The sequence below is a fragment of the Paenarthrobacter sp. 22069 genome, from assembly GCF_052046035.1.
Classification (GTDB): domain Bacteria; phylum Actinomycetota; class Actinomycetes; order Actinomycetales; family Micrococcaceae; genus Arthrobacter.
Window position 1 is genome coordinate 78,866 of record NZ_JBQEQF010000011.1, and the last position, 24,955, is coordinate 103,820.

General features: G+C 66.2%; 22 protein-coding genes. 14 read left to right on the forward strand and 8 right to left on the reverse strand.

The features are described from left to right. Nucleotides 1-48: 48 nt before the first annotated feature. Nucleotides 49-1,185, forward strand: coding sequence for an LOG family protein (locus ACTJK0_RS10835; RefSeq protein ID WP_440745163.1), 1,137 nt, complete (start codon nucleotides 49-51; stop codon nucleotides 1,183-1,185). 36 nt (nucleotides 1,186-1,221) lie between these two features. Here ACTJK0_RS10835 and ACTJK0_RS10840 read toward each other — a convergent pair whose 3' ends face one another. Beyond that, the gene (locus ACTJK0_RS10840; RefSeq protein WP_440745164.1) at nucleotides 1,222-2,361 is read right to left on the reverse strand and encodes a VIT1/CCC1 transporter family protein; all 1,140 of its coding nucleotides are present in this window, start codon (nucleotides 2,359-2,361) and stop codon (nucleotides 1,222-1,224) included. Between the two features lie 264 nt (nucleotides 2,362-2,625). Between ACTJK0_RS10840 and ACTJK0_RS10845 the strand changes: the two genes are divergently transcribed. After that, a complete protein-coding gene (locus ACTJK0_RS10845) occupies nucleotides 2,626-2,853 on the forward strand; it encodes a hypothetical protein (RefSeq protein ID WP_440745165.1) in 228 nt (75 codons plus the stop codon). A 104-nt stretch (nucleotides 2,854-2,957) separates the two neighbouring features. Here ACTJK0_RS10845 and ACTJK0_RS10850 read toward each other — a convergent pair whose 3' ends face one another. Further along, nucleotides 2,958-4,466: a sodium:solute symporter gene (locus ACTJK0_RS10850; RefSeq protein ID WP_440745166.1), complete on the reverse strand. Its 1,509-nt coding sequence runs from the start codon at nucleotides 4,464-4,466 to the stop codon at nucleotides 2,958-2,960. 273 nt (nucleotides 4,467-4,739) lie between these two features. On the opposite strand from ACTJK0_RS10850, the gene ACTJK0_RS10855 reads away from it, so the two are divergent. From ACTJK0_RS10855 to ACTJK0_RS10905, 11 genes are all read left to right on the forward strand, one after another. Continuing rightward, nucleotides 4,740-5,315 (forward strand): helix-turn-helix domain-containing protein, encoded by a 576-nt coding sequence (locus ACTJK0_RS10855; protein ID WP_440745167.1) that lies wholly within the window; start codon nucleotides 4,740-4,742, stop codon nucleotides 5,313-5,315. A gap of 253 nt (nucleotides 5,316-5,568) precedes the next feature. Next, nucleotides 5,569-6,633 (forward strand): agmatinase, encoded by a 1,065-nt coding sequence (speB, locus tag ACTJK0_RS10860; protein WP_110543882.1) that lies wholly within the window; start codon nucleotides 5,569-5,571, stop codon nucleotides 6,631-6,633. A 3-nt stretch (nucleotides 6,634-6,636) separates the two neighbouring features. Continuing rightward, entirely contained in the window at nucleotides 6,637-8,337 is a 1,701-nt protein-coding gene (locus ACTJK0_RS10865; protein WP_440745168.1) for a thiamine pyrophosphate-binding protein, read from the forward strand. A gap of 157 nt (nucleotides 8,338-8,494) precedes the next feature. After that, nucleotides 8,495-8,989, forward strand: coding sequence for a MarR family winged helix-turn-helix transcriptional regulator (locus tag ACTJK0_RS10870; protein ID WP_440745169.1), 495 nt, complete (start codon nucleotides 8,495-8,497; stop codon nucleotides 8,987-8,989). After that, nucleotides 8,982-11,207 (forward strand): MDR family MFS transporter, encoded by a 2,226-nt coding sequence (locus ACTJK0_RS10875; protein ID WP_440745170.1) that lies wholly within the window; start codon nucleotides 8,982-8,984, stop codon nucleotides 11,205-11,207. The genes ACTJK0_RS10870 and ACTJK0_RS10875 overlap by 8 nt, the downstream gene beginning before the upstream one ends. A 148-nt stretch (nucleotides 11,208-11,355) precedes the next feature. Then, the gene (locus ACTJK0_RS10880) at nucleotides 11,356-13,089 is read left to right on the forward strand and encodes an ABC transporter ATP-binding protein (RefSeq protein WP_110543875.1); all 1,734 of its coding nucleotides are present in this window, start codon (nucleotides 11,356-11,358) and stop codon (nucleotides 13,087-13,089) included. Further along, nucleotides 13,086-15,146, forward strand: coding sequence for an ABC transporter ATP-binding protein (locus ACTJK0_RS10885; RefSeq protein ID WP_110543873.1), 2,061 nt, complete (start codon nucleotides 13,086-13,088; stop codon nucleotides 15,144-15,146). Before ACTJK0_RS10880 ends, ACTJK0_RS10885 begins: the two co-directional genes overlap by 4 nt. Nucleotides 15,147-15,184: 38 nt before the next feature. After that, entirely contained in the window at nucleotides 15,185-15,601 is a 417-nt protein-coding gene (locus ACTJK0_RS10890; RefSeq protein ID WP_110543871.1) for a thioesterase family protein, read from the forward strand. A 65-nt stretch (nucleotides 15,602-15,666) separates the two neighbouring features. Beyond that, nucleotides 15,667-15,948 carry a hypothetical protein gene (locus ACTJK0_RS10895; RefSeq protein WP_440745171.1) on the forward strand — a complete coding sequence of 94 codons (282 nt, stop codon included), beginning with the start codon at nucleotides 15,667-15,669 and terminating at the stop codon, nucleotides 15,946-15,948. Between the two features lie 71 nt (nucleotides 15,949-16,019). Then, nucleotides 16,020-18,251, forward strand: a complete 2,232-nt coding sequence (locus tag ACTJK0_RS10900; protein ID WP_110543870.1) for an AAA family ATPase — start codon at nucleotides 16,020-16,022, stop codon at nucleotides 18,249-18,251. 28 nt (nucleotides 18,252-18,279) lie between these two features. Further along, nucleotides 18,280-19,482, forward strand: coding sequence for a 5-methylcytosine restriction system specificity protein McrC (locus ACTJK0_RS10905; protein WP_110544044.1), 1,203 nt, complete (start codon nucleotides 18,280-18,282; stop codon nucleotides 19,480-19,482). Here the strand turns inward: ACTJK0_RS10905 and ACTJK0_RS10910 are convergent. Further along, entirely contained in the window at nucleotides 19,460-21,115 is a 1,656-nt protein-coding gene (locus ACTJK0_RS10910) for a sensor histidine kinase (RefSeq protein WP_440745172.1), read from the reverse strand. The genes ACTJK0_RS10905 and ACTJK0_RS10910 overlap by 23 nt on opposite strands. A 94-nt stretch (nucleotides 21,116-21,209) precedes the next feature. On the opposite strand from ACTJK0_RS10910, the gene ACTJK0_RS10915 reads away from it, so the two are divergent. Further along, nucleotides 21,210-21,974: a response regulator transcription factor gene (locus ACTJK0_RS10915; protein WP_181422467.1), complete on the forward strand. Its 765-nt coding sequence runs from the start codon at nucleotides 21,210-21,212 to the stop codon at nucleotides 21,972-21,974. Here ACTJK0_RS10915 and ACTJK0_RS10920 read toward each other — a convergent pair. The 5 genes from ACTJK0_RS10920 to bioB form a co-directional block, all read right to left on the reverse strand. Beyond that, entirely contained in the window at nucleotides 21,947-22,357 is a 411-nt protein-coding gene (locus ACTJK0_RS10920; protein ID WP_440745173.1) for an Hpt domain-containing protein, read from the reverse strand. The two genes, ACTJK0_RS10915 and ACTJK0_RS10920, sit on opposite strands and share 28 nt — an antisense overlap. A 200-nt stretch (nucleotides 22,358-22,557) precedes the next feature. Beyond that, complete coding sequence (locus ACTJK0_RS10925; RefSeq protein WP_440745174.1) at nucleotides 22,558-23,016, reverse strand: very short patch repair endonuclease; 459 nt, start codon at nucleotides 23,014-23,016, stop codon at nucleotides 22,558-22,560. Between the two features lie 19 nt (nucleotides 23,017-23,035). After that, nucleotides 23,036-23,470: a pyridoxamine 5'-phosphate oxidase family protein gene (locus tag ACTJK0_RS10930; RefSeq protein ID WP_110543863.1), complete on the reverse strand. Its 435-nt coding sequence runs from the start codon at nucleotides 23,468-23,470 to the stop codon at nucleotides 23,036-23,038. A gap of 52 nt (nucleotides 23,471-23,522) precedes the next feature. Continuing rightward, nucleotides 23,523-23,798: a biotin synthase auxiliary protein BsaP gene (bsaP, locus tag ACTJK0_RS10935; RefSeq protein WP_440745175.1), complete on the reverse strand. Its 276-nt coding sequence runs from the start codon at nucleotides 23,796-23,798 to the stop codon at nucleotides 23,523-23,525. Continuing rightward, nucleotides 23,795-24,814, reverse strand: coding sequence for a biotin synthase BioB (gene bioB, locus ACTJK0_RS10940; protein WP_110543860.1), 1,020 nt, complete (start codon nucleotides 24,812-24,814; stop codon nucleotides 23,795-23,797). Before bioB ends, bsaP begins: the two co-directional genes overlap by 4 nt. Nucleotides 24,815-24,955: the final 141 nt, after the last annotated feature.

Consider the following 24,955-nt stretch of genomic DNA (forward strand, 5'->3'; position numbering starts at 1 on the left):
TTGGGTGGCCTAGGCTGGCTCCATGATGTGGAACCCGGGGCGGCAGCTGTGAACTTCGCCGGAAGCCTTGGTCCCCGCCCCCGCACCCTGGAAGTCCAGGACCTGGCCAGCTTTGACCGGCTGGTGGCAGACGGCGCCGACAACCTGCACGGCTGGCACGCGCAGTCGCTGGACCTGCGGGGCAGGTCCGCGGCTCTGAAGGGCGTCAGCGTCGAGGGCGCCATGTTCCTTGGCTGCCTCTTCGACGACGGCATGGAAGCCAACCTTCGCGGCAGGGGTGCCCTGATCTTTCCGCGGCTCGAAGGCGTCCCGTTCGACCCCTACCGCGCCTCGTTGTATTCGCCCGCCGAACTGTACGCCGGGCTGGCAACTTCCCCCTATGAGGCGCTGCCGGATGCCCGCATCTACCACTGGAGCATCCAGCCGGGCCAGCGGCACCGTGTGGACGCAACCCTGGCCTCGGCCCTGCACGACCATGCCATCGGGGACGCACTGGATGAGCTGACCGGGGCAGGGGACTGGGCCGCCCGCCCCATCGTCGGAGTCATGGGCGGCCATGCGGCGCCGCGGGGGAGTGCCGGCTTCGCCCAGGCCGCCCTACTGGGACGGCAGCTGGCGCTGGCCGGGTACACAGTGGCCACCGGCGGCGGTCCGGGAGCCATGGAAGCGGCAAACCTCGGGGCGTACCTGAGCCAGGCATCCGACGGTGACGTAGAGGCAGCGCTCTCAGCCCTCGCCGCCGTTCCAGGCTTCCGGCCCTCGGTGTCCGCGTGGGCACGGGCGGCCGCCGCCGTCGTCGAACGCCATCCGGGCGGGACGCCGTCGCTGGGCATCCCCACCTGGTTCTATGGGCATGAGCCGCCCAACTACTTCGCCACGCACATCGCCAAGTACTTCGCCAACGCCATCCGCGAGGCCATCCTGCTGGAACTGTGCCACGGCGGCATCGTCTTCCTGCCCGGGGCTGCAGGCACCGTCCAGGAGATCTTCCAGGATGCCTGCGAGAACTATTACGGCGCCCGTGAGAAGGTGGCACCGATGGTGCTGGTGGGCAGGCGCCACTGGGAGCTGGAATACCCGGCGTGGCCCATGCTGCGCTCCCTTGCCGCCGGCCGTGCCATGGCGGATTACATCTTCCTGGTGGACACCGTGGAGGAAGCAGTGGAGGTCCTGCAGCACCGCTGACGGCACCGCAGAACCTCCATGGCTGGGAGTTCCCGGCTAGCCTACGGCCGTGCCGAACAGCAGTCCCAGCAGGTACGTGATGGCTGCCGCGCCCAGGCCGATGGCCAGCTGGCGCAGGCCCCGGGTCAGCGGGGACGTGCCGGACAGCAGGCCGACGGCGGCACCGGTCGCCAGAAGTGCGATGCCCACCAGGACTCCTGCCACCACCAGCGCGGCCACGCCGGTCAGGCCGAACAGGAACGGCAGGATGGGGACGATGGCGCCCGAGGCGAAGAAGCAGAAGCTGGACAACGCCGCGCCCCACGCCGAGCCCACGGCCTCATGCTGGTCCTCTTCCTCCGGCAGGTCGGGCTGGAGGGACAGGCTGGGGTCGCAGTCGCAGGACAGCAGCCCCATCCGCTCGGCCACCCGGTGCTCCGCCGCTTCCCGCGACATCCCGCGGGCCAGGTACACCAGGAGGAGTTCGTTGTGTTCCAGGTCCAGCTTGGGCGCGGCCGCCAGGGTGATCTGGGTGGGCCGGGTGGCGGCCAGCAGTTCGCGCTGGGAGCGGACGGAAATGAATTCGCCGGCGCCCATGGACATGGCGCCGGCCAGCAGTCCGGCGATGCCGCTGAGCAGCACCACGCTGCTGGCCACGCCGGAGGCTGCCATGCCCATCACCAGGGACAGGTTGCTGACCAGGCCGTCGTTTGCGCCGAACACGGCGGCGCGGAACGTGCCGGCCAGGCGGTTGCGGCCACGGGTGGCAAGCCCACGGACCACTTCCTCGTGGATCTGCTCGTCGGCGGCCATGGCCTCGGTGGCGTTGGGATCCTTGGCGTAGGGGGACCGGCCCTCGGCGCGCTGGGCCAGGGCCAGCACAAACACGGAGCCGAAGTGCCGGGCCAGGAAGCCAAGGAACCGGCTCCGCGCGGACGCTTTCTTCGGTTTGCCGGCGTGGTCACCCAGCAGGGCCAGCCAGTGAGCTTCGTGCCGGCCTTCCGCTTCGGCCAGGGCCAACAGGATGTCCCGTTCCTCGCCCTGGCGGTTCTGAGCGAGGTCGCGGTAGACGGCGGCTTCCGCGCGTTCGTCGGCCAGGTACTGGCGCCACCGCTTGATGTTCGACGCCGAGGGCTGGGGCGCGCCGGCGGCCTCCGGGGGCGTGGCGTGGGAATGGGAACGGGCGTGCTGCGACACTGAAACTCCTGGACTGGAAAGGGCATGTACTCGCGCCTTTGCCCTGCCAGCCTACTGCGGATCTCCGCGGATTTTTGGCTGGCAAACCTCGCTGCGAAGTTTCGGTTTGCCTTAAATCCGAGGCTCCTGCCGCTGCCCGTCAACGTTCCGCCGAGCGCTGTGACGGCTCTTGACCCGTCCGGTGGGCGGTGCTGTGATGAAGGGGTGGCGCGGCCTGCGCCCTCACAGAAAGAGCACGTCAGGCGAACTTACGGAGGTTCAATCATGAGCACCACCGGACAGCACCCGGACATGCCGCACCTTGACGCGGTGGAGGCGGATCCCGCCTACGACTACGCGGAAGATTCACCGGTAGACGATGCGGACTGGGACGCCGAGGACGCGTTGATCGACGAGGAAGAACCGGTGGTCCAGGCGCCGCCGGTCGTCATCGACGCCGAGGACCGCGAGGTCCCCCTGGATGACGACGAGCCCCGCGACACCGAAGGCTAGAAACACAGGCCGCAGGACTGACGACGGCGGCACCTCCTTTCGCTGTCACGCGAAAGAAGGTGCCGCCGTCGTACTTTTAATCGCTGGCCTCCAACCCTGCGGGGTCAGCGTCCGGCGAGGACTTCCTCCGCGGCCTGGCCCGAGACCCGGCGCTGCCACGCCTGCATGACGGCGGGGTCGGTGGGCGGGGTGAACAACGACGCCGCAATGTAGACAACTGCCGAGGCAATCAGCCCGTAGTAGATGGGCTCGTTGGCGTAAATGCCGTCCAACGGTTCCTTGGCATTGACCTCCAGGATGATCATGGTTCCCAGCGTCACCACCGAACCGACGGCCATGGACGCCGCCGCCGCCATGCCGGTGCCGCGCTTCCAGAGCAGGCCGCCAAGGATGGCCACCAGGAGGCCGCCCACCAGGATGTCGTAGGCGATGGTCAGGGCCGCCACGACGTCCTTGGTGATGATGGCGATGACGATCGCGACGACGCCCAGCACCAGGACCCAGATGCGGTTGGCCCTGACGTCGTGCTCCGGGTTCCCGCTGTCCCCGGCGTCGACCTTCTTGCCGAACCAGCCGGCCACGAATGGCAGGACGTCCGCGCGGGCCACCGTCGCGGCGGCAATGAGGGCACCCGACGCGGTGGACATCATGGCTGCCACTGCGGCGGCGAGGACCAGTCCGCCGATGCCGATCGGGAGGATGTTCTGGGCAACCTCGGCGTAGACGTCATCCTTGGCGGCGATCTTGACGTTGGACAAGGCCACGTTGGCGGCCATGCCGATCAGGGCGCCGGCCACGCCGTAGAGGATGCAGTAGATGCCGGCCGTGGCGCCGCCCCAGCGGGCAACCTTCGGCGTCTTGGCAGTGAACACGCGCTGCCAGATGTCCTGGCCGATCAGCAGGCCCAGGGTGTAGACCACGAAGTAGGTGATGATGGTCTGGACCCCGATGCCGTCCATCTGGAAGAAGCTGGCATCCACGCGGCTGCGGATGCCGTCCAGGCCGCCGGCTGCGTTCAGGGTGAACGGGAGCATGAGGAAGAAGATGCCCACCGTCTTGATGACGAACTGGACCTGGTCAGCGAGCGTGATGGACCACATGCCGCCAACGGTCGAGTAGACCAGCACGATGACGCCGCCGATGGCAATGGCCAGTGCCCGGTCCAGGCCGAAGAGGACCACGAAGATGGTGGCGTAGGCGCCGGTGGAGGTGGCGCAGAGCATCAGGGTGTAGGCAAGCATGACGACGCCGGAGGCTTCGGTTGCCTTGCTGCCATAGCGCAGGGTGAGCATCTGGGACACCGTGTAGATTTTCAGCTTCTGGATGGTGCCGGCAAAGAGGAGGCTCAGCAGCAGGACGCCGGTGCCGATAGCCACCACCAGCCACATTCCCGAAATGCCGAACTTGTAGCCCAGCCCGACACCGCCCACGGTGGAGGCGCCGCCCAGGACGACGGCCGCCATGGTTCCGGTATAGAGGAAGGGTCCAAGGCGGCGGCCGGCCACCAGGAAGTCGCTGTTGTTTCGGGTGCGGGACTTTCCCCACCAACCGAAGGCCAGCATTGCGAGCAGGTACACCACCACAATGGCGATGTTGATGGCACTGGCATCCATAGATGGCTCCTTGGAGCTGTTGTGAGCCGGCGGTGCGGCCGGGTGCGGGGCGCCCGGAACTGCCGGGACGGACGGAGAGGGATCCTGTCATTGCCTGGAGGATTATTGCCCTATAGGCAACAGGCGTTTCCAAAGATAGGGTGTGACGGCTGCAACAGTCAAGGTTGGGGAAATGCTGCAGCTGCGACATGTGCCATGGACGCGTCACAAAAGCGGCGCCCATTAGTATGGCTCCAGAGCGGAGCCGCGCGGCCGGCCATGAAAGGTTCGTTAATGAAGGCACTGCCAGTTGAGCCCAGCAACGTCCCGGTTGCCATCGGGTCCCGGATCAGGGCCGCGCGGCAGTCCCAGCGGCTCACCATTGAGCAGGTGGCCGATGCAACCGGGCTGACCAAGGGATTCCTCAGCCGGGTGGAGCGGGACCTGACCTCGCCGTCCGTCGCCTCGCTGGTAACACTGTGCCAGGTGCTGTCCATTTCCATCGGTGACCTGTTCGCGGCGCCGGAAACCCATCTCACGCGGCGGAACGACGGTCCCCGGATCTCGCTTGGCGGCCAGGGCATCGTGGAGCGGCTCCTGACTGCACGCTCCGAACGCCGGGTCCAGATCATCCAGGCCGTGATCGAGCCGCACGGCCGCGGTGAGTCCGAACTTTACGCCGTCGACTGCGATGTCGATGTGCTGCACGTGGTCAAAGGATCCATCAAGCTGATCCTCACCAACGAGGAATACGACCTCAGTACCGGTGACACCGTCACCTTCCCGGGCCGCGAGCCCCACACGTGGGTCAATCCGACGGACAAGCCGGTCGAGGTGCTCTGGGTCCTGGTGCCGGCCGCCAGCCGCTAACCCGGTTCCTGGGTGTGCAGTCCTGCCCGAGTTCGAGTCAGCGTCACGCAGGGCAGACTTTCGCGGACTCGGCGCCCGCGCCCTCCTGCAATGGCGGCCATCCTGCCGCCCCCGCCTGCCCAAAGAGTGCTCTGCGTGACGCTGCCATGCCCGGAGGTAGAGCGCGAAGGTAAACAGCTGATGCTTCTAAGGAAACAAGAGTGTATGATGGCAGTCACAGAAGTCCCCCAACTCCTCGAAGGAGAGGCCTCCATTGGAAGAGCTGCGCATTGAAGCCAACGGCAACCTTGGCCCCATCGATTCATCCCGGATTCCCCGCTACGCCGGGGCCGCCACGTACGCCCGGCTGCCGCGCCTGGACCAGGTGGACAAGGCTGATGTGACGGTGGTGGGCGTGCCCTTCGACTCGGGTGTTTCCTACCGCCCGGGGGCCCGCTTCGGCGCCAACCACGTCCGCGAGGCCAGCCGCCTGCTGCGCCCCTACAATCCGGCCTGGGATGTCAGCCCGTTCGAGAACATCCAGGTTGCCGATGCCGGCGACATGGCCGTCAATCCGTTCAACATCAACGAGGCCATCGAGACCATCCAGCAGAACGCCCTGGACCTCACCGCCGCGGGGAGCAGGCTGCTGACCCTGGGCGGGGACCACACCATCGCCCTGCCGCTGCTGCGCGCCGCGGCCGAGCGTGCCGGGGAACCCATCGCCATGCTCCACTTCGACGCCCACCTGGACACGTGGGACACCTACTTCGGCGCTGAATACACGCATGGCACACCCTTCCGCCGCGCAGTGGAGGAAGGCATCCTGGACACGGAGGCCATCAGCCACATCGGCACCCGGGGCCCGCTCTACGGCAAGAAGGACCTCGACGACGACCACCGCTTTGGGTTCGGCATCGTCACCTCCGCGGACGTCTACTACCAGGGCGTCCTGGAAACCGTGGCCAAGGTCCGTGACCGCATCGGCAACCGCCCGCTGTACATCTCCGTGGACATCGACGTCCTGGATCCCGCCCATGCACCGGGCACCGGCACGCCGGAAGCGGGCGGCATCACCAGCCGTGAACTCCTGGAGATCATACGCGGGTTCCGCGGCATGAACCTGGTGGGCGCCGACGTCGTGGAGGTTTCCCCGGCCTACGACCATGCCGAGATCACCGGCGTGGCTGCCAGCCATGTGGCATACGAGCTGGTCACGCTGATGGCGGACAACGCCCTGCCGGGGGACCGCTTCGGCGCGGAGACCGGGTACCAGGCACAGGCCCTGGGCCAGGAAGCCCGCCGGCCTGCCGGTTTCGCTGCAGCCACCAAGGAGTAGGCCGTGACCGAATCAGGCGCGACCGCCCCCGGGGTGGAGGGGGGTCCGCGCAACGGCGGGGACCTCGTCGTCGAGACCCTCGAGGCGCTGGGAGCGAAAACTGTCTTCGGCATCCCGGGCCAGCATGCCCTGGGGCTCTTCGACGCCATGGGCCGCGGCAACCTCCGGTTTGTCTCTTCCCGGATCGAGAACAACAGCGCCTTCGCCGCTGACGGTTACTCCCGCGCCACCGGCGAGGTGGGCGTCCTGTTCCTGTCCACCGGCCCCGGGGCCCTGACGTCGCTGGCAGGCCTCCAGGAGGCGTACGCCACCGGCGTTCCCATGGTGGTGGTGGCCAGCCAGATTCCCCTGGAAGGCCTGGGCGCACGGCGCAAGGGCATGCTGCACCAGCTCGATGACCAGAAGGCCTCGGCCGCCAACGTCACCAAGAGCCAGCGGCTGATCCAGCACGCCTCCGGAATCCCGTCGGCGATCCAGGATGCCTGGACCGAGGCGATCTCGTCCCCGCAGGGTCCGGTCTGGCTGGAGATCCCGCAGAACGTGCTCCTGGATCCCATCATGGTCCCGCCGGTGGAGGATGCCCTGGCGGAGGCGGCAGACAACCCACCGCGGGTCGAATTGGTGCGCGAGGCCGTGAAGTGGCTGGAGGCAGCCAAGCGCCCGGCCATCATCGCCGGGGGCGGCACCCGCCGCGGAAAAGCGGAAAAAGCGCTGCTCTCCATCGCGGAAAAACTGCGCGCCCCGGTGATCTGCACACCGGGCGGCAATGGCGCGTTCCCGTGGAACCATGAGTTGTCGCTGCAGGCATGGATCGAGGACCGGTACATGACCGACGTCTTGGAGGACGCTGACGTGCTGCTGGTCATCGGGTCATCTTTGGGGGAAGTCACCTCCAACTACTTCACCTTTGAGCCGCGCGGGCGCATCATCCAGATCGACGCCGAGCCCCGGGTCCTCGAATCGAACCGGCCCGGCCTGGGCATCCGGGCCGACGCCGGCCAGGCCCTGGCGGCGCTGGATGCGGCGCTGGTGCCTGACTCATCCCGGACTGCTCCGGACTGGCATGGGGTGGCGCCGGAAACCCTGGTAAAGGAGTCCCTCGCCAAGGTAAGGGCCCGGCTTGAATCGCAGGACCTGGCCAAGGAACTCAAGTTCATGGCCGACATCCGCGAAGCGGTCCCGGCAGGCATGCAGACCTTCTGGGACATGACCATCGCCGCCTACTGGGGCTGGTCCTGCTGGGACGCCCGGGACGGGCAGTTCCACTCGGCCCAGGGTGCCGGTGGCCTCGGCTTCGCCTTTCCGGGTGCCATTGGCGCAGCCGTGGGGCTGGAAACGCTGGGCAAGCCCACCGGCTCCGCCCGGGTCCTCGCAGTTTCCGGTGACGGTTCGGCCATGTACTCCATCGCCGAACTGGCCACTGCCAGGCAGCACAACGTTCCGGTCACCTGGCTGATCGTGGACGACGGCGGCTACGGCATCCTTCGCGAGTACATGGTGGGCGCGTTCGGCAAGGCCACCGCCACCGAACTTGCCCGCCCCGACTTCGTGAAGCTGGCGGAATCCTTTGGCGTGCCTGCCACCCGGGTCGCCCCCGGGGACGTGGGGGACGCGCTGACGGCGGGATTCGCTGCGGACGGGCCCAACGTCGTCGTGGTTGAAACCCTGCTGAAAATGTTCAGCCCCACGCATCTGGACGGCTGACTCCGGCCCGTCCGAATAGACGCTCCCTCACTTCCTGCCGCACCAGCCGGGAGTGGGGGAGCGCCGTGATTTAAGCCCTCAATCCAAGAACTTCGTTTCCCTAAGCAACCTTTTTCTGATAATGTTGCTTGCAGCAACTAATTCATTAGGGAGGGTCATGTCTGTCGCACCGGCCACTGCAGCCGATCTCGTCAGCCACATCTACGACCTCCAGCGCGCACTGCGCTGCGTCACCATGGTCAACGTCAAGGGCCAGGACACCGGCATCGCCCTGCAGGGCGTGCTGAGGTTCATCGGCGAAGGGGAGACCCGCGCCGCGCACCTGGCCGAGCGCCTGGGGGTAAGTCCCCCGGTGCTGAGCCGGCACGTGGCCGAACTGGCGGATGCGGGCCTGGTGGTCCGCACCCCCGACCCCGACGACGGCCGGGCGCAGCTGCTGGCCCTCTCACCGAGGGGCAAGGAAAAACTGGCGGAACTGGTGCGGCACCGGGCGGAAACGCTGCAGGCATACCTCGCCGATTGGAACGAGGACGACGCCGTGGCCACCGCCGCGATGCTGAACAAACTCACCACATCCCTGAAGAATTCCATCCGGGCAAGGGCGGCCGGAACCACCATCGAACACACCACGCAGGAGTCCATCAATGGCTAACGTCACCGCCGCCGCGGACCAGGAGCAGGAGCGCCATCGCCAACGCTCCGTTAAACAGGAGTCGCGGCAATCCAAGCGCCACGAACCCGGCGCGCCCATGAACCACCGGCAGATCATGGAGGCCCTGACCGGCCTGCTCGCCGCCTTCTTCACCGCAATTCTCAGCAGCACCATCGTGGCCAACGCGCTGCCCACCATCATGTCCGAGCTCAAGGGCACCCAGACGGACTTCGCGTGGGTCATCACCGCAGCACTGCTGGCCAACGCAGCCACCACCCCCATTTGGGGCAAGCTCGCCGACCTCTTCGACAAGAAGGTCCTGGTCCAGCTGAGCATCGTGATCTTCGTAGCCGGCTCGGTCATGGCAGGCTTCTCGGAAAACATCCCGTTCCTGCTGACTGCCCGTGTAATCCAGGGCATCGCCATGGGCGGCCTCACCGCGCTGGCCCAGGCGATCATCGGCTCCATCATTCCGCCGCGTGAACGCGGGAAGTACTCCGGCTACATGGGCGCCGTCATGGCCGTGGGCACCGCCGGCGGCCCGCTGCTGGGCGGTTTCATTGTGGACAGCTCGCTCGGCTGGCGCTGGACGTTCTTCGTCTGCGTGCCGCTTGCCGTCGTCGCGCTGATCCTGCTCCAGGTCACGCTGAAGATTCCGCACGTCAAGCGTCCTGCCAAGATCGACTGGTTCGGTGCCATCCTCCTCACTTCCGGCGTTAGCCTGCTCCTGATCTGGGTCTCCTTCGCCGGCAAGGCCGACTACTACGACTGGTGGTCCTGGCAGACAGCGGTGATGGTGGGCGGCGGCGTCCTCCTGCTCGCACTGCTGGTGCTGGTTGAATCCAAGGTCTCCCAGCCGATCATCCCGCTCAAGATCATCTCCGAGCGCACCACCGCCCTGGCCATCGTGGCCTCCGTGGCCGTCGGCGTCGCCATGTTCGGTTCCTCCACCTTCCTGGGCCAGTACTACCAGGTGGCCCGCGGCGCCACGCCCACCGAGGCCGGACTGCTGACCCTGCCCATGATCGCCGGCAACCTCATCGGTTCCGTCGTCTCCGGCCAGCTGATCAGCCGCTACGGCAAGTGGAAGCGCTTCCTGATCGGCGGCACCATCCTGCTGATCGGCGGCCTGGCGCTCGCCGGCACCATGGACCACACCACCGAGCTCGGGCTGACCGGCCTCTACACCGGCATCTTCGGCATCGGCCTGGGCATGCTCATGCAGAACCTGGTCCTCGCCGTCCAGAACACCGTCCAGGCCAAGGACATCGGCTCCGCCAGCGCCTCCGTCGCCTTCTTCCGCTCGGTGGGCGGTGCCATCGGCGTATCCGTCCTGGGCGCCGTCATGGCAAACCACGTCAAGGACCTGGCCACCGATGGGCTGGCGAAGCTGGGTATCCAGGCCACTGGAGACGGCGGTGCCAGCATGGACCTCAAGGACCTGCCGGCCCCGATTGCCGACGTCATGCGCGCCGCCTACGGTGACGCCACAGCGGGCATCTTCATGATCTCCGCCGTGGTGAGCGCCGTAGCCCTTCTCGCCGTGATCTTCATCAAGGAAGTACCGCTGCGCAAGACCGTCGATATCACCCCCGAGACCACATTGCAGGCCAATGCGGCGGGCGAAGCGGGGATGACGGCCATGACGGGCCAGCTTCCCATGGTTTCCGGCGAAGCCCGGGACGGGGACGTTCGCGCCGCTGCACGGACGACCGCCCACGGTCCGGTCCTGCCCACGGCCCCTGCGAAGACGTACGACGGCGGGGCTGCCGCCGCCGCCGCGGTTTCGGGGCGGGTGGCAACGGAGGACTTCGAGGAGGCCTTCGCACGGAGCTTCCGCTCCGAAGACCTGGACCTGCGCCCCGCGTACCAGATCGAGGCGGACCAGCTGGAGGCGGACCGGACCGGGAAGGCTGCCGACGCCGTGGCCAGTGCCGCCGCCACTTTGCAGAAGCTGCAGGACACCCAGCACCTGCTGGCCCGGCAGCAGGCTGAGCTGGGCGGCCTGGTCCTGAACATCCAGGAACAGCTGCGCTCGCAACAGGAGGTGGCGGCCAAGCAGGCGGCCACGGCGGCAGAGCTCAGCAGGCTGCAGCGCAAGCTCCTGAAGGAACGCAAGATCCAGGCCGCAGCCGCGCTGTACCTGGCCGGCCACGGCCGGCACAGCGCCGCCGCACCCTCCGCCGGTGACAGCACTGAACCCAGCCAGGGGCAGTAGCCAGCCATAGAGCAGCATCACGAGGGCCGCAGCCCGCACCGGACAGCCGGAGGCGGGCTGCGGCCCTTGTGCTTATTCTGTCTTGCCGGGCAGGAAAAGTACCTTCGATGGGGCTTCAATGTCGGTGGGCATCACTAGAGTTGGGTCCATGCTCCTCACCCTTATACGGCGCTACTCCAAACCGTATGCGCCGTACATCCTGGCTGTCGTTGTTTTCCAGCTCGCATCCACCATTGCAGCCCTCTACCTGCCCAGCCTGAACGCCCAAATCATCGATGAGGGTGTGGCGCGGGGGGACACCGACTTCATTTGGCGCACGGGTGCCGTGATGCTGCTGGTGGCCTTCGCCCAAGTGGCTGCAGCCATCGCCGGCGTCTATTTCGGCTCCAGGACCGCAATGGCCGTGGGCAGGGATCTGCGCCGTGCGGTCTTCCGCAAAGTCACCAGCTTCTCCGCCAAGGATGTCAACGCATTCGGGGCGCCCACCCTGATTACCCGTGGCACCAATGACGTGCAACAGGTCCAGATGCTCCTGCTGATGGGGCTGAACTTCATGGTGGCCACGCCCATCATGTGCATCGGCGGCATCATCATGGCCCTCCGGGAGGACATCAACCTGTCCTGGCTGGTCTGGGTGTCCGTTCCCTTGCTGGCAGTGGTGGTGGGGTACCTGGTGGTCCGGCTGATGCCGCTGTTCCGTTCCATGCAAAGGAAGATCGACCGGATTAACGCCGTGCTGCGTGAGCAGATCATCGGTATCCGGGTGGTCCGGGCGTTCGTGCGTGAACCCTACGAGACGGAACGCTTCGGCGGCGCCAACAAGGAACTGACGGACGTTTCGCTGCGCATCGGCGCGCTGTTCGTGCTGATGTTCCCGGCCATCAGCATGATCCTGCACCTGTCCACGGCGGCGGTTCTGTGGTTTGGCGGCCAGCGGGTGGACGCCGGCGCCATGCAGGTTGGCTCGCTCACCGCCTTCCTGCAGTATCTGCTGCAGATCCTGATGGCCGTCATGATGGGCACCTTCATGGCCATGATGATTCCGCGCGCCTCGGTCTGCGCGGACCGCATCGGCGAGGTGCTCGGCGTCGAGCCCTCCATCCACGACCCCCGTGACCCGGAGGCGCCGGCCGCGCTGGAAGGGATGGTGGAGTACCGGAACGTCACTTTCGCCTATCCGGGAGCCGAATCCCCGGTGCTCAGCAACATCAGCTTCACTGCCCGTCCCGGCCAGACCATCGCCATCATCGGTTCAACGGGCGCCGGCAAGACGTCGCTCCTGTCCCTCCTGCCGCGGCTGTACGACCCCGCGGAAGGCCAGGTACTGCTGGACGGCGTCCCCGTGGACCGGCTGGACCGTGCCGAGATCACCAAGCGCGTGGCCCTGGTGCCGCAGCGTCCCTACCTGTTCTCCGGCACCATCGAGCACAACCTCCGGTTCGGCAAAACCGAGGCAACGGAGCAGGAACTGTGGGAGGCCCTCCGGGTAGCCCAGGGCGACTCCTTTGTGCGCGACAAGAAGAACGGCCTGGAATCCCGGATCTCCCAGGGCGGGACCAACGTCTCCGGCGGCCAGCGTCAGCGGCTCTGCATTGCGCGGGCCCTGGTGACCAAGCCCCGTGTCTACCTCTTTGACGACTCCTTCTCCGCCCTGGACGTCGCCACGGATGCACGGCTGCGGGCCGCGCTGAAGAGCACCACGGCCGATGCCACCGTCATCATCGTGGCGCAGCGGATCTCCACCATCACCGGCGCGGATCAGATTCTGGTGCTGGACAACGGCCGGATCGTGGACCGCGGCACACACGAGGAACTCCTGGAAACCTCGCCCACCTACCAGGAAATTGTCGAATCCCAGCTCAGCGTGGAGGAAGTGGCATGAGCCCCCGCAAGAAGGACGCCACCGCAGTGGAAGCCCAATCCGGTGCCGTAGGGTCCGGTGCCGCCGGGCCTGCGGATGACGATTTCGTCGAAGAGGAGTTCCAGCCCACCGAGGCCGACGGCGGCATGTTCGGTGCCATGCCTGCCAAGAAGGCCGAGCACTTCTGGCCGTCTGCGAAACGCCTCATGGGCCTGCTGAAGCCCGAGGCCTTGGGAATCTACGCCGTGGTGGGCCTGGTGGTCGTCTCCGTGGTCCTGAACGTCATTGCCCCGAAGATCCTTGGCCAGGCCATGGATGTCATCTTCGCCGGGGTGGTAGGCAGGCAGCTTCCGGCCGGAGCCAGCAAGGAACAGTTCGTCGCCGGCCTCCGCCAGCAGGGCCAGGATAACTTCGCGGACATGGTCTCCCGCATGGAACTGGTGCCCGGCACGGGGATCAACTTCGACAAGCTAACCATGCTGATCGCCATCGTCCTGCTCATGTATTTCGTATCCAACATCTTCATGTGGCTGCAGGGGTATGTGCTGAACCGGATTGTCATGAAGGTCATCCGCCGGCTGCGCGACGATACCGAAAACAAGCTGAACCGCCTCCCCCTGAACTACTTCGACACCCGGCAGCGCGGCGATGTCCTGTCCCGGGTGACCAACGACGTCGACAACATCCAGCAGGCCCTCCAGCAGGCCTTCGCCCAGCTGGTCAACTCCGTGCTGACCGTGGTGGGCATTGTGATCATGATGTTCATCGTCTCCTGGCAGCTGGCCCTGATCGCCCTGGTGGCCCTCCCGCTGTCCGGGGTGGCCGCCGGAATGATCGGCGTCCGCAGCCAGAAGCTCTTTGCCGCCCAATGGAAGAACACCGGATCACTGAACGGCCAGATTGAGGAATCCTTCTCGGGGCACGACCTCGTGCGTGTCTTCGGCCGCGATGCCGACATGCTCTCACGCTTCGACGAACGCAACGAGGCACTCTACAAGGCCAGCTTTGGAGCGCAGTTCGTCTCCGGCATCATCTTCCCCGTGATGCAGTTCGTCTCCTACCTCAGTTACGTAGGCATCGCAGTCGTGGGTGGCCTCCGCGTGGCCTCAGGCGCCATGTCCCTGGGCGATGCCACCGCCTTCATCCAGTACTCCCGTGAATTCACCCAGCCGCTTGGCCAGATGGCGGGCATGGCCAACATGCTCCAGTCCGGTGTTGCCTCCTCGGAGCGGGTCTTCGAGTTCCTTGACGCCGAGGAACAGGACACCGAAACTGCCACCGAGCACCTGCCGGCCAAGACCGATGGCCACGTGGACTTCAAGAACGTCACCTTCAGCTACACCCCGGACAAGCCCCTCATCGAGAACCTGTCGTTCACGGCGGAGCCGGGAAACACCGTAGCCATCGTGGGTCCCACCGGCGCCGGCAAGACCACGCTGGTGAACCTGGTGATGCGGTTCTACGAGCTCAACGCGGGCGCCATCCTGCTCGATGGTGTGGATATCACCCACCTCAGCCGGTCCGAGCTGCGCTCCAAGGTGGGCATGGTGCTGCAGGACGCGTGGCTGTTCGGCGGCTCCATCTATGACAACATCCGGTACGGCAACCTGCAGGCCACAGAGGAGCAGGTCATGGCGGCGGCGAAGGCCACCTTCGTGGACCGGTTCGTCCGCGCCCTGCCCGATGGCTACAACACCGTTATTGATGAAGAGGGCAACAACGTCAGTGCCGGCGAGAAGCAGCTGATCACCATCGCCCGGGCCTTCGTGGCCAACCCGTCGCTGCTGATCCTGGACGAGGCCACCAGCTCCGTGGATACCCGCACCGAACTGCTGGTACAGAAGGCCATGGCCGCCCTGCGCTCCGACCGGACCAGTTTCGTGATCGCGCACCGGCTCTCGACTATCCGCGATGCCGATACGATCCTGGTTATGGAGAACGGACGGATCGTGGAACAGGGCAACCATCAGGTGCTGCTCGCGGCCGGCGGGGCATACCACCGCCTCTACATGTCGCAGTTTGCAGGTGCCGACGCCGGGGAACTGCCGGTGGATGATTCGACGGCGGTCCACAGCTGAGCGCGCACGGCGGCCAGCGGATCGAAGTCCTGGTGCCGATGCGATGGGGGGACATGGACGCCTATGGCCACATCAACAACGTCCAGATTGTCAGGATGCTGGAGGAGGCAAGGATCGCCGCCTTCGGACCACCGCGGGGCGCCGGGCTTCCCGGGGTGGAGCCGCCGGTGTCCCTGTTCAATGACGTCCCCGAGGGAACCCTGGCATTGGTGGTGGACCACAAGATCCGCTATGTCCGGACGCTCGAATACCGCAATGTTCCGGCCGTGGTGCAGGTATGGATTGGTGCCGTTAAGGGGGCCAGCTTTGACATCCACTACCTCCTCCAGGACCCCCTCACGCGTGAGGACTGCGTGAAGGCGAGCAGCCATCTGGCCTTCGTCGACGAGGCAACGGGCCGCGTGCAAAGGCTCAGCCAGGAACAAAAAGACCGGATGGCCCCCTACAGGCACTAAGACTCTGGTCAGGACGCCATCGGACGACTGGACTGGAACAACGAGCCACAGCGAAAGGAAGCCCCATGGCCAAGAACAGGATGGCAATGAACAAGAGCCGCATGACCCGTGCCCGCAGGCAGAAGAAGACCTGGAAGGAGATGTCCCCGTCGGGCAAGGCAGGAATCATCTTCACCGCCATCGTCCAGATGTCGCTGCTGGTGGCCGCGCAGCGCGATATCTCCCGCAGGCCCGCCGCGCTTATCAACGGGCCCAAGGCGGCGTGGCGGGCGGCATCATTCATCAATTTCATCGGTCCCATGGGGTACTTCGTCTTTGGCAGGAAGAGGTCCGCCACCGGCAAGTAGGCCGGGCTGCAGTCAGGTAGTCCAAGGCGGCGTGGAGCGGGCGCCCAGCTTGACCCTGTAAATTTGAGGGCATGACCCCCACTGCCACTGCTGCCATGACCCGCGCCCTCGGCATCTCCAAGGAGATTGAGGATGCGGCATGGTTTGTGCTGGGGCCGGGCCTCCTGGGCAAGGCGTCGCCATTGGACGGCCGCACCAGGACGTGGTCTGTTCCGGCGGCCGTGGAGCTGCTGGACCGCTTGGACAGGGGCATCGCCGACCCCAAGGCGCCGATGATGACCAACCTCCGGGAGAACCTGGAGGGCGCCACCCGCGGGGCCAAGCAGCTGGCTGTGGAGCTGCTCTTCCTGCAGTCCCTCCCGCTGGCCCACGAAGTGAAGTCGCTGAAGGTCAAGCGCGCCCGCGTGGCCGAGGCCGCGGGCTGGCTGGAACCGCCGCTGGAGCTCCCCGAGGAGCTGTATGCGGGCATGACCGACCACGGCGTCATCCGTGACCGGACGGCAGAATTCAACTGGACCATCTGGGACCACCTCAAATGGCTCTGCCGCTTTGTCCGGAACGTCGCCCAGCGGCCCGCCGCCGTGGTCCAGGCAGCCATCAACGATCCGCTGCAGTTCCACCGCCTGGCCGCATCCACACCGGACGACCAGCCCGCCATCCGGCGCAGCATCGAATTCCTCGCCTGGCCCAGCTACTTCGAGCCCGTGGTTGCGGACGTCGAGCGGCAGGAGATCCGGGATGCCTTCGCCTCCCTGGTGGGCGGCGCCAAAGGCGACACCGAAGAGGACATCACCGCGGACATCCACCGTATCCGCCGGCATCTGGACGAGCAGGCGGGCCAGCGCATCGACTGGTACTCCCGGCAGCTCGTCAGCCAGTGGCGCAAAGTGGGCGACCCAGGGCGCCGGGCCTGGCTGCTGCGCACGCACAGCGACCAGGCCGACCTGCTCATCGCCTGGCACAACGAGGAGAAGGTGACGCTCGACGTCGAACATCTCCGCCACCTGGACCATGGGGTTCCCGCCGGCCTGGTCCAGCACGCGGTGGATGAGGACTACAAGCACCTTGGTTACGTGGAGCGCGAGGACACCAAGACCGCTGTGTTTGCCTTCCTCACGGTCATGAAGCCCGGGGATCTGGTGCTCTACCAGCACGCCGGGAGCGTGCGGCTGGGCGGCGTGCTGGGGGAACCCGAGTACAACGACGACAACCGCCGGCTGCGGCGGAAGGTGCGCTGGTTCGACGACGGCCACACCACCACCAGCCTTCCCCGGCACGTCCAGCGCCAGCTCGCAACCCCGGGCATCGTGGTGGACGTGACCCGCGTGGTCCAGGCGCTGCAGGCGCTGCTGCCTGCCGAGGCAGAAAACGAGCCGGACGCCGACACGGACGCGGCCGCCGTCGTCCCGCCTGTCCAGGAGGGTTTCCGCCCGCTGACGCAGGAATTTGCCGAATCCCTGCACATGGAGCTGGAACCGCTCCAGGAGATCGCCGACCTGCTGGAGGAGAACCGGCAGCTGGTCCTCTACGGACCGCCCGGCACCGGCAAGACCTACCTGGCCAAGCACCTGGCGGCGGAGCTGGCGGATGACACCACGGACGAGCGCGTGAAGCTGGTGCAGTTCCACCCGTCCTACGCCTACGAGGACTTTTTCGAGGGCTACCGGCCGGACAAGACCGACGGCGGCCAGGTGTCCTTCAAGCTGGTGGCGGGGCCCCTGCGCCGGTTGGCGGAGGAAGCCGCCAAACCGGGTAACGAGAAGAAGCCATACTTCCTGATCATCGATGAGATGAACCGGGCCAACCTTGCGAAGGTCTTCGGCGAGCTGTACTTCCTGCTGGAGTACCGCGACGACAGGATCTACCTGCAGTACAGCCCCAACGAGCCGTTCACGCTGCCGGACAACCTGTACATCGTCGGCACCATGAACACCGCGGACCGGTCCATCGCCATGATGGATGCCGCCATCCGCCGCCGCTTCTCCTTCATCGAGCTGCACCCGCAGACCGAACCGGTCAAGGGTTCGCTGCTCCGGTTCCTGCAGGCCCGGCAGCTCGATCCCACCCCGGCGCTGCTGCTGGACGCCCTCAACGCAGCTATCGATGAGTGGGACCGGGACCTGATGATCGGGCCCTCCTACTTCATGAAGCCGGCGGCGCAGACCCCGGCGGGGCTGCGACGGATCTGGAAGTACGAGCTGATGCCGCTGCTGGAGGAGCACTACCATGGCCAGCTCACCCGGGCGCAGCTGGAGGAACGCTTCGGGCTGGACCAGCTGCTGGGACGCATTGCAGCGCGCTGACCCGCGGGCCTCCGTGCGGCACCTGGTCCTGGACGAGCTGTCCGGCGGCCTGGTGGACCGGCTGGATGCGCCAACAGCTTCCTTCCTGAACTCCAGTGGCCTGGCCAAGGCATCGCCCATGGGCATGGGGCTGTACCGGATCGAACCGGTGGGCAAAGTGGGATCGGTACGGACGGCCACGCTTCAGCTCGACGTCCGGCCCAAGGACCGGCTGGGGCTCAGCCGGCTCCTGTTCCTGCTCAGTTATGCGGGGGAGCAGGGCTTCCGGCCGGACCTGGTGGCCGCTGATGAAGAGCGGGACCTGTGGAGCGCGCTCGCGGAGTCGCTGGCGCAGCTGGCCGAGCGGGCGCTTGCCCGCGGTGTCCTGCAGGGCTACCTCACCGTGGATGAGTCGCTGCGCACCGTGAAGGGACGGATCCGGATTTCGGACCAGATCTCCCGCCGCCCCGGCATGCTGGTTCCGCTGGAGGTTTCGTACGACGAGTTCACCGAGGACATCGCCGAAAACCGGATCCTGCGCGCCGCCCTGGAACGCATGGGCCAGGTGCCCGGTGTCCGGCCTGAGGTGCTGGGCCGCCTGCGCCAGCTGAAGGGAAAGCTCGACGGCGTGACGCGCCTTCCGGCCGGTGCCCCGGTTCCGCCGTGGAAGGCCACCCGGATGAACCTCCGCTACCACGCCGTGCTGCGTCTGGCAGGGCTGGTCCTGCGGAACGCGTCCGCCGAAGCCGGTGAGGGCCGGCAGCAGACGGCCTCGTTCGTGGTGGACATGGCGCAGGTGTTCGAGGACTTTGTTGGGACGGCGCTGCGCCATGCGATGGCTTCCTACCCGGGAGAGCTGCGGTTGCGCTACACGGCCCTGCTCAGCGAGGCGGTGAACGATTCCGACCGGCTGTCCGTGCGGCCGGATGCGGTGCACATGCTGGGGGGACGCCCTGTGGTTGCCTACAACGCAAAGTACAAGGCGGCCTTCGATGCCGGCGCCTCGCTCACCGCGGACCACTACCAGATGCTCGCCCACTGCACGGCCCTCGCCGTGCCCACCGCCTGGCTGGTGTACGCCGGGCAAGGCGAGATGAAGCTGCGCCGGATCCTCAACACGGACATCGACATCGTGGAGTATCCGCTGGATCTCAGCCAGCCGCCGTCGGCCATCCTGGCTTCGATCCAGGAACTCGCCCGCCAGTCCTGGGGCGAAGTAGTGCGGGCTGCTAGACCGGCACCCGAAAGGTAAAGGTCGTCCCCTCGCCCAGCGTGCTGTCGACGTCGATGGTCCCGCCGTGCGCCTCCACGATCGCCTTGCTGATGGGCAGGCCCAGGCCCACGCCCGGTATCGCCGTGCGCCGGACGCTGCTGGTGCGGAAGAACTTGGCAAACACCTCGGAGGAGTCCTCGGGCGTCATGCCCATGCCGGTGTCTGTGACGCGGCAGGCCAGATGCCCGTCCTCGCGGGCCAGTGATACCACCACCTCTCCGCCGCCGGGGGAGTACTTGATGGCGTTGGACACCAGGTTGTCCAGGACCTGGGAGATGCGCGCGCTGTCCACATGGGCTTCCAGCCTGTCCGGGATGTCGGCCCGCAGCTCCACACCGGCGGCGGCGGCCCTGGGCATGGCCGAGGACACGCTGCCGCGCACCAGATCGGCCACATCAACCGCGTGGGGCGTGACGATGAGCTGGCCATTGCGGCTCGACAGCAGGTCTGAGACGAGGGTCAGGAGCCGCTCGGAATTGCGGCGGATGATTTCCAGCATGTCCCGCTGGGAATCCTCCAGTTCGTCCGCGAGCAGGATTTCCACATAGCCCAGGATCGACGTCAACGGGGTGCGGAACTCGTGGGACACGCTGGAGACGAAGTCGTCCTTGGCGGTGAGCGCATTCACCAGGTCGGTGACGTCGCTGAAGACAATCACCGAGCCGGTGAAGTTGCCGTCGGCATCCTTCATGGGGCGGGCCGTGGTCACCAATGCCCGCTGTTCCTTCCCGTCGCCCAGCCACACCAGGTAGTCGGTGAAGGTTTCCCCCAGGACGGCGCGGCGCACCGGCCGCTCCTCGACGGGGACCAGGGTCTTCCGGTCCGCCCCGTACACCAGCAGCTGGGACTCGTTGGGGTCGGCGATGTCCTTGGGCCTGGCCAGTTCATGGTTGGCGCGCTGTTTCCGGTTCATCAGGACGTCGTGCCCGCCGGCGTCAACGGCAAGGACGCCAAGATGCACCGTGTCCAGCACCGTGTTCAGCAATGCCTCCTGGCGCTTGCTGGTGCGCAGGCTGGCCCTCAGCTGCTCGTCTTTTTCCTCCAGCTGCTTTTGTTGGCGCATCATGCTCAAGGTCAGTACGCTCACGGACACGCCGATGCCCAGCATCATGACGGGCAGCAGCAGGGACCGGGCAAAGTCCCGGGGTGTGGAGTTCCCGTTCAGCAGCAGCGGCACCCAGATGATGGCCAGCGGTCCCAGGAACGAAAACCACAGCGCAGCCCGTGGGTAGTACCCGGACGCACACAGCCAGATGACAGGGAAAACGGCCAGCAGGCTGATCCCCGCGAGGCTGTCCTGGCCGCCTTCCCTGCCCAGCGCAATCGAGATGAAATCCAGGAGGGGGACGGCCAGGAAACTCGTGTACGGCAGCTTCTCCCACGGAACGATGTAGCAGAGTGCCATGAGGACCAGCTGGGATACCAGGAACGTGACGAACAACGGGTTGTCCATGGTTTCGGAGAAGAACGCCCACACCAGGAAAGCTGTCAGGAGGGTCGTCACGAACAAGGGCATCTGGCTCAGCGCCACCCGGTCCGTCAGCCGGTACTCGTGGAAAGGCCGCTTGAAGAACCGCAGGCGTCCCGAAGACCAGGCCGTGGGATTGCTCATGGGGTGCAGGACGCGGACGTCGGGGTGTGCGGGACCATACCAGCAGGATATCCGCAGCCAGCTATACTTCTGACGTTGGCACTGAGGGGGCTCTATGAGTGAGGCACGTGTGGGTCTGGTCATCGAGGATGACCACGACATTCGGGAACTGGTTCGCACTGTGCTGACCCAGGCTGGTTTCGACGTCTCCGTCGCCAGCGGCGGCGCTGAGGGCGTCCTGATGGCGAAGAGCCTGAACCCTGACGTCATTACCCTTGACCTGGGGTTGCCGGACATTGACGGCTTTGAGGTGTCGCGGCAGATCCGGGAGTTTTCGGACGCCTACATCGTGATGCTGACGGCGCGCACCGAGGAACTGGACACCCTGATCGGGCTCGAATCCGGGGCTGATGATTACCTCACCAAGCCGTTCCGGCCCCGCGAGTTGCGTGCGCGGGTGGCCGCCATGATGCGCCGGCCACGGTCCGTTCCGGACCCGGCCGAGGTCGCTGTTGATCCGTCACCGGACGGCGCGGCCCACCCGGAGCGGGGAAACTTCAGCCACAACGGGCTTGAGCTCAGCTACGCCTCACGCACCGTCAGCGTGGACGGCAGGGAAATGAACCTGACCCGCACGGAGTTCGAGCTTCTGTATGCACTCCTGGAAGCCGGCCGGACGGTGCGGACCAAGTCCGACCTGGTGCGGCGGCTCCGGGACGAGGATTACGACGTCGGCAGTTACATCAGCGAGGCCGACGAACGTTCCGTGGAGGTCCACATGGGGAACCTGCGCAAGAAGCTTGGCGATTCGCCCCAGCAACCGCGGTGGCTGCAGACGGTCCGCGGGGTGGGTTACCGCTTGGCTCCGGGACAGCACTGAGCCTGCAGCCGGTGCGTGGTCTGCCGGCTGCACTGGGTGATGGGCCGGAGGTAGGTGGCGGCCAGCCTGGGCAATGCCACCGTCATGTCGGCGTGGCGGGCTTCGGCCCGGATCTCGTTTTCCAGCTCCAGGGCCAGCCCCGCCAGGCGCTCGGCGCCGACCATCTGGCTTGAGGTCTTGAGGCTGAGGACTGCGTCGATGGAGCCCTCCAGGTCGCCGGTGGTCATAGCCAGCCTGAGCCGGTCCAGCCGTTGGGGCAGGTACTCGATGAAGTTCCCCACGAAGACCTGGGTGTACCCCTCTTCCTCCTCCAGTTCTTCCCGCAACCGGTCCAGGACGGACTGGTCCACCAGCGGCCTTGGCGCCTCGTCTGACGTGCTCATGACACTCCTTTCTGCTGGAGTTGGGGACCCGAAAACAGGACGGTTATGCGGGGAGTTGCTTGCTGATTTTCAGGTTAGGACCGTTCCTCCGGGCACGCAGAAGACTCGGCAAGAATTGCGGTTTTCTTGATCGGAGTCCCGAATTTTGCCCACAAAATCGAGGCCGGTGCGTTCGGCATTGACATCAGCTGCGGGCTTGGTCAGGCCCCGGCCTCCAGGAAGTGCACAAGCTGCGCTTCGAGGGCAGAACGGTCCTTCAGCTCGCATTCCCAGACCGTCAGCACTTCCCAGCCGGCATCTTCCAGCTGCCGGCGTTGGCCGGCGTCGCGCTCCCGTGTCCGCGTGCGCTTCGCGGCCCAGAAGTCCGCGTTGGCTTTCGGTGCGTGCCGGCCCACCCGGCAGTCGTGGAAATGCCAAAAGCAGCCGTTCACGAAAATCACCTTGTGCCGGCCGGCGAAGACGAGGTCCGGATTGCCCGGCAGCCTCCGGCCGCCCGACCTGCCGTGCAGGCGGTAGCGGTAGCCCTTGGCATGCAGGAGCCGGCGGACCAGCAGCTCGGGCTTGGTGTTCTTGCCGCGGATCCGGGACATGTTCCAGCTGCGCTGCTCGGGGGTGAGCCTGTCAGCGGTGGCCTTCTCGACGCTGGAATTGTCCGGCATTCCTCCAGTCTAGGAGTGCCTAGATTTCGCGCTCCGGTTGTTCGCCGAACACGAAGTGCCGGCCGCTGACCGACTTTGGTTCGATCTCCACGTAGAAGTCCTTCAGCGTGGGCACCCAGGTCTTCAGGCCGAGCCCTTCGATGGCGGCGAGCTCATCGGAGTTGCTGAGGACCCGCGCCGTGCCCCGAAGGATGACGGACCAGGCTTCCTGGGACAGGATGCCGTCGGTTTCGAAAAGTACGCGGTCGTTGATGGTCAGTTGCGCGAGCTTGTTTCCGGGTGCTGTGCGCAGGTAAAGCATCCGGTGGGAGGTCACGTAATTTACCGGAAAGATGTCTGGTTCCCCGGCTACGGAAACCACCAGGCGGCCATGTTGGGTGGCAGCCAGGAGGCGCCACGACTGCTCATCGTCGAGTTCCAGGACGGGATTGCCGTCTGCATGTTCAAACATCATGCGGCCATTCTTCCCAGCCGGACCGGAACGCACCAGAGGCCGGAAGGCCCCTTTATGACGCGTTCACTCCGTGCCGGCTGCAGCTGGCCCACCAGCCCATCGGGGAGACCTGGACCTTCAGCCTGCGTCCGCAGGTGCCGCAAAAGCGCGGGGGTTCCAGCTGGAGGAGGTCAGCGCACCTGGAATGAAGGTACGACGGCGGTGCGTGGCCGCCGTCGTGCTTGTCCTCCTGGGGTGTGTCCTTCTGCGGTGGGCGAGGCTCCAAGGGAAGGCCGCAGAGTTCGCAGTACGGAGTGTGGGCCGCCGGCGGCAGGGATGGGGTGCTCATAGCGTCTTCTGCAGTTCCTTGATGGGCATGTTCAGGTCCACCAGCAGGTTCAGGTCGGCCGTGGCGGGGCGGCCCAGGGTGGTGAGGTAGTTGCCGACGATGACGGCGTTGATGCCACCCAGCAGGCCGTCGCGGGTGCCGAGGTCGCCGAGCGCGAGTTCCCGGCCGCCGGCGTAGCGCAGGACGGTCCTGGGCATCGCCAGCCGGAAGGCGGCGATGGCGCGCAGGGCGTCTTTCCCCTTCATGATCGGCTGGTCCTGCAGGGGTGTGCCTGGCCGGGGATTAAGGAAGTTCAGCGGAACCTCGTGTGGTTCCAGGGCCGCCAGCTGGGCGGCGAGCTCGGCTCGCTGCTCCAGGCTTTCACCCATGCCGATCAGGGCGCCGCAGCACAGCTCCATGCCGGCGTCCTTGACCATGGCGCAGGTTTCCAGCCGTTCCTCGTAGGTGTGGGTGGTGACCACCCGGGGGAAGTAGCTGCGCGCCGTTTCCAGGTTGTGGTTGTAGCGGTGGACGCCCCAGGAGGCCAGCTGGTCCACCTGGCGCCGGGTCAGCATGCCCAGGGAACAAGCGATGTTGATGTCCACTTCCTGCCTGATGCGGTCGATGGCGAACTTGACCTGGTTCATGAGTTTGATGTCCGGCCCGCGGACGGCGGCGACGATGCAGAACTCGGTGGCACCAGCGGCGGCAGTTTCCTTGGCCGCTTTGACCAGTTCCGGGACGTCCAGCCAGACGCCGCGGACAGGGGAGTCGAAGACCCCGGACTGGCTGCAGAAGTGGCAGTCCTCGGGGCAGCCGCCGGTCTTGATGGAGATGATGCCCTCCACCTCAACCTCTTCCCCGCAGTGCCGCAGCCGGACCTGGTGGGCCAGTTCCAGGATGTCCGGGAGTGCGTCGTCGGGGAGGCGGAGGACGTCCAGCAACTGTTCCTCAGCCAGGCCCTCACCCTGGTCCAGGACCTGCCGCCGTGCAGTTTCCAGGATCGAGCGGTCCTGCAGTGGAAGGGAGGTTGTCATCGCTGTCCTTTGGCTCGCCGTCGTGTCTCTTTCCGACGCTAGTTCCACTGCCGCCGCCGTTTTTTGTCGGCTCTCCACAACGGAGGTCCGAAGGCTTTGTTGACAAAAACAGTCAATGCTTAACGCCCTTGAAACAGTGCC

What these genes read in the sequence shown, in the direction of transcription:
- ACTJK0_RS10845 (WP_440745165.1), top strand. Translation starts at nt 2,626, where the DNA reads ATGAGCACCACCGGACAGCACCCGGACATGCCGCACCTTGACGCGGTG.
- ACTJK0_RS10850 (WP_440745166.1), bottom strand. Translation starts at nt 4,466, where the DNA reads ATGGATGCCAGTGCCATCAACATCGCCATTGTGGTGGTGTACCTGCTC.
- ACTJK0_RS10855 (WP_440745167.1), top strand. Translation starts at nt 4,740, where the DNA reads ATGAAGGCACTGCCAGTTGAGCCCAGCAACGTCCCGGTTGCCATCGGG.
- ACTJK0_RS10870 (WP_440745169.1), top strand. Translation starts at nt 8,495, where the DNA reads ATGTCTGTCGCACCGGCCACTGCAGCCGATCTCGTCAGCCACATCTAC.
- ACTJK0_RS10875 (WP_440745170.1), top strand. Translation starts at nt 8,982, where the DNA reads ATGGCTAACGTCACCGCCGCCGCGGACCAGGAGCAGGAGCGCCATCGC.
- ACTJK0_RS10880 (WP_110543875.1), top strand. Translation starts at nt 11,356, where the DNA reads ATGCTCCTCACCCTTATACGGCGCTACTCCAAACCGTATGCGCCGTAC.
- ACTJK0_RS10885 (WP_110543873.1), top strand. Translation starts at nt 13,086, where the DNA reads ATGAGCCCCCGCAAGAAGGACGCCACCGCAGTGGAAGCCCAATCCGGT.
- ACTJK0_RS10890 (WP_110543871.1), top strand. Translation starts at nt 15,185, where the DNA reads ATGCGATGGGGGGACATGGACGCCTATGGCCACATCAACAACGTCCAG.
- ACTJK0_RS10895 (WP_440745171.1), top strand. Translation starts at nt 15,667, where the DNA reads ATGGCCAAGAACAGGATGGCAATGAACAAGAGCCGCATGACCCGTGCC.
- ACTJK0_RS10900 (WP_110543870.1), top strand. Translation starts at nt 16,020, where the DNA reads ATGACCCCCACTGCCACTGCTGCCATGACCCGCGCCCTCGGCATCTCC.
- ACTJK0_RS10910 (WP_440745172.1), bottom strand. Translation starts at nt 21,115, where the DNA reads ATGAGCAATCCCACGGCCTGGTCTTCGGGACGCCTGCGGTTCTTCAAG.
- ACTJK0_RS10915 (WP_181422467.1), top strand. Translation starts at nt 21,210, where the DNA reads ATGAGTGAGGCACGTGTGGGTCTGGTCATCGAGGATGACCACGACATT.
- ACTJK0_RS10920 (WP_440745173.1), bottom strand. Translation starts at nt 22,357, where the DNA reads ATGAGCACGTCAGACGAGGCGCCAAGGCCGCTGGTGGACCAGTCCGTC.
- ACTJK0_RS10925 (WP_440745174.1), bottom strand. Translation starts at nt 23,016, where the DNA reads ATGCCGGACAATTCCAGCGTCGAGAAGGCCACCGCTGACAGGCTCACC.
- ACTJK0_RS10930 (WP_110543863.1), bottom strand. Translation starts at nt 23,470, where the DNA reads ATGATGTTTGAACATGCAGACGGCAATCCCGTCCTGGAACTCGACGAT.
- bsaP (WP_440745175.1), bottom strand. Translation starts at nt 23,798, where the DNA reads ATGAGCACCCCATCCCTGCCGCCGGCGGCCCACACTCCGTACTGCGAA.
- bioB (WP_110543860.1), bottom strand. Translation starts at nt 24,814, where the DNA reads ATGACAACCTCCCTTCCACTGCAGGACCGCTCGATCCTGGAAACTGCA.